This window comes from Actinomycetes bacterium, assembly GCA_022599915.1.
Lineage (GTDB): Bacteria > Actinomycetota > Actinomycetes > S36-B12.
Genome location: JAHZLH010000011.1, coordinates 1 through 3,155 on the forward strand (window position 1 = coordinate 1; position 3,155 = coordinate 3,155).

Annotated in this window: 3 protein-coding genes; 2 read left to right on the forward strand and 1 reads right to left on the reverse strand. The window is 63.6% G+C overall.

The window, feature by feature from the left end; translation table 11 throughout:
* Both K0U62_02165 and K0U62_02170 read left to right on the forward strand, forming a co-directional pair.
* Nucleotides 1-729 (forward strand): FAD-binding oxidoreductase (locus K0U62_02165; protein MCH9800322.1); only part of this gene is annotated, 729 nt, incomplete at its 5' end.
* A 71-nt stretch (nt 730-800) separates the two neighbouring features.
* Nucleotides 801-2,294: a CoA-acylating methylmalonate-semialdehyde dehydrogenase gene (locus K0U62_02170; protein MCH9800323.1), complete on the forward strand. Its 1,494-nt coding sequence runs from the start codon at nt 801-803 to the stop codon at nt 2,292-2,294.
* 87 nt (nt 2,295-2,381) lie between these two features.
* On the opposite strand, the gene K0U62_02175 is transcribed toward K0U62_02170, so the two are convergent.
* Nucleotides 2,382-3,155, reverse strand: a 774-nt coding sequence (locus K0U62_02175) for a fibronectin type III domain-containing protein (protein MCH9800324.1), incomplete at its 5' end; no start/stop codon positions are given.

Consider the following 3,155-nt stretch of genomic DNA (forward strand, 5'->3'; position numbering starts at 1 on the left):
CAGGGACGGGTGCAGGTCAGCACCTTGTCTGGCAGCGTCAACGCCGACAAAGTCGCGCTGACTACCGCCGCCCACACGCCGTTGCTGAAACGGATTTCGCAGTTCGTGGTGCCGGTGTTCGACCATGTCGTCGCCACTGCCCCCATCCCCGACGAGGTGCTGGCCGACATCGGCTGGACCGGTCGACAAGGGGTGGGCGATGCCGGCAACCAGTTCCACTACTACCGCCTCACCGACGACAACCGACTGCTGTGGGGCGGCTACGACGCGGTCTACGCCCGCGGCGAGCGACCGGGCTCCTCACTGGAACACGACGACTTCCTGACCGCCCGACTCGTGCAACATATGCACGACACCTTCCCGCAGTTAGTTGATGTCCCAGTCGAATACACCTGGGCGGGCGCGATCGACACTTGTTCCCGGTTCACCGCGTTCTGGGGCACCGCTCACGGCGGTCGGGTCGCCTATGTCGCCGGTTGGACGGGACTAGGAGTCGGCGCATCCCGATTCGGCGCCGACGTGCTGCTGGATCTGTTGGCCGGCGCTGACACCGAACGCACCCGACTGCGAATGGTGCGTGGCAAACCGCTGCCGTTCCCACCGGAGCCGATGCGGCAATGGGTGATCGACCTGACCCGAAACTCGTTGGCCCGTGCCGACGAACGTGGCGGCGAACGAGACCTGTGGCTGCGCACCCTGGATCGACTGGGTCTGGGATTCGATAGTTGACCACCGGCGCCCGCTGCGGCGCCAGCACAAGTCCGGCCGCAGGTGAGCGGCCCGAGAAGGAGGAGGACGCGATGACGACTGTCACGCATTGGATTGGTGGCGCGGAGTGGAGCGGTACTGCCGAGCGGCAAGGGGACGTCTACGACCCGGCGACCGGTGAGGTCACCAAACAGGTGGACTTCGCTTCTGGTGAGGTGATGGCCGACGCGATCGCGGCCGCCAAGCATGCCTTCGACACCGAGTGGGGCAAATCTACCCTCACCAAGCGGATGCAGGTGATGTTCAACTTCCGCGAACTGCTGAACTCCCACAAAGAGGAGATCGCCGCGTTGATCACCGCCGAGCACGGGAAAGTGCTGTCTGATGCGCTGGGTGAAGTCACCCGCGGTCTGGAGGTGGTGGAGTTCGCCTGCGGCAACGCCCATCTGCTCAAAGGTGGCTTCTCCGAACAGGTGTCCACTGGGGTGGATGTGCACTCACTGCGGCAGCCGTTAGGGGTCGTCGGCGTCATCTCGCCGTTCAACTTCCCCGCGATGGTGCCGATGTGGTTCTTTCCGATCGCGATCGCCGCTGGGAATACCGTCATCGTGAAACCGTCGGAAAAGGACCCGTCGGCGATCATGCTGATCGCGGACCTGTGGCGGCAGGCCGGTCTGCCCGCCGGAGTGTTCAACGTGGTGCATGGCGACAAAGTGGCGGTGGACGCGCTGCTCACCCACCCCGACGTCGCCTCGATCAGTTTCGTCGGGTCCACCCCGATCGCGAAGTACGTTTACGAAACTGGCACTTCCCATGGCAAGCGGGTGCAAGCGCTCGGTGGGGCGAAGAACCACATGCTGGTGCTGCCGGACGCCGACCTGGACCTGACTGCGGATTCAGCCGTTAACGCCGGGTTCGGTTCCGCTGGCGAACGCTGTATGGCGATCTCGGTGGTGGTAGCGGTGGAACCGATCGCCGATGCTCTCATCAGCGCCATCGCCGAGCGGATGGCCACGCTACGCACCGGTGATGGTCGCCGTGGCTGCGATATGGGTCCACTGGTTACCGAAGTCCACCGGGACAAGGTGGCGGGCTACGTGGATGCTGGTGTGGCCGAGGGTGCGGAGTTGGTGGTGGACGGCCGGCAGGTGCAACCTGACGGAGCCGCTGCTGGCTTTTGGCTGGGACCCACGTTGTTCGACAAAGTGACTCCGCAGATGAGCATTTACAACGACGAAATCTTCGGGCCGGTGCTGTCGGTGGTCCGGGTGGAATCGTTCGAAGAGGGTATGGAGTTAATCAACTCCCACCCCTACGGCAACGGCACTGCAGTGTTCACTTGCGACGGTGGTGCGGCCCGCAAGTTCACCAACGAGGTGCAGGTGGGCATGATCGGGGTGAACGTGCCGATTCCGGTGCCGATGGCCTACTACTCGTTCGGTGGCTGGAAAGCGTCACTGTTCGGCGATACCCACGCCCACGGCACCGAAGGGTTCCACTTCTTCACCCGCGGCAAAGTCATCACCAGTCGGTGGCCCGATCCCGCTCACGGTGGCATCAACCTGGGCTTCCCGACCCACGGCTGACCTCAGCCGCGCCGGCGTTCAGCGCGGGTGGTCAACAGTTAGGGCCACCCAGCGCTGGCGGGAGCGGTCGTATCGATCGGCTGCTCGTTACTTGGCAGTGGCGGCTACTACCGGAACAGCCACACCCCCGGGGCCGATCGAGTTCTTGCTGCGTACCTGGACGACGTAGTTGCGGTCAGCCTTCAACTTGGTGAGCTTCTTGGCGTACTTGCCCTTCTTGATCTTCAGCTTCTTCGGAGTGGCGGACTTCCATTTCTTCCAGTCGCCGTTCTTGCCCGCTTTGTAGCGCACCTGATACTTCTTGACCCCATTGCTGTCGATGGTGGCCGGTTTCTTCCAGGTCACCGTCGCAGAACTGCGGGTGATCGACGAGCCCTTCACCTTCAGTTTCTTCACCGCACTGGACCCGGACAGGTTCACCTTGGTCCATTTGCTTCCTTGGTTGCGGCTGTAGCGGGCCTGCACCGTGGAGTTAGCGGAACCCGCATCCCACGTCCAGACAAAGGCGATCCGATTCCCGGTGCCGCTCACCGCCGTCGCGGAGTCCCCGACGGAGTTCACCGGTTTCGACATCTGCTTCTCGGGTGACCAGCTGGCGCCGCCATCGGTGGAGTAGCGCGACTCATAAGCCGCCTTGCCGTCCTGCCACGATGCCCACGCATAAGAGAAGGTCTGGCCGTCGCCGCTCACCGCCACGTGTGGCGACTGACCCTCTTCGCCGGTGCCACCGGGGTCGAAGTCGGTCCAGGTTGCGCCACCGTCGCGGGTGTACCGAGAATCAAGTCCTCGCTTGCCGAAGTAGGACCACACCATGGCGATCACGTCGCCACTATCGTCTACCGCCAACTGCGGGTCGTCGGC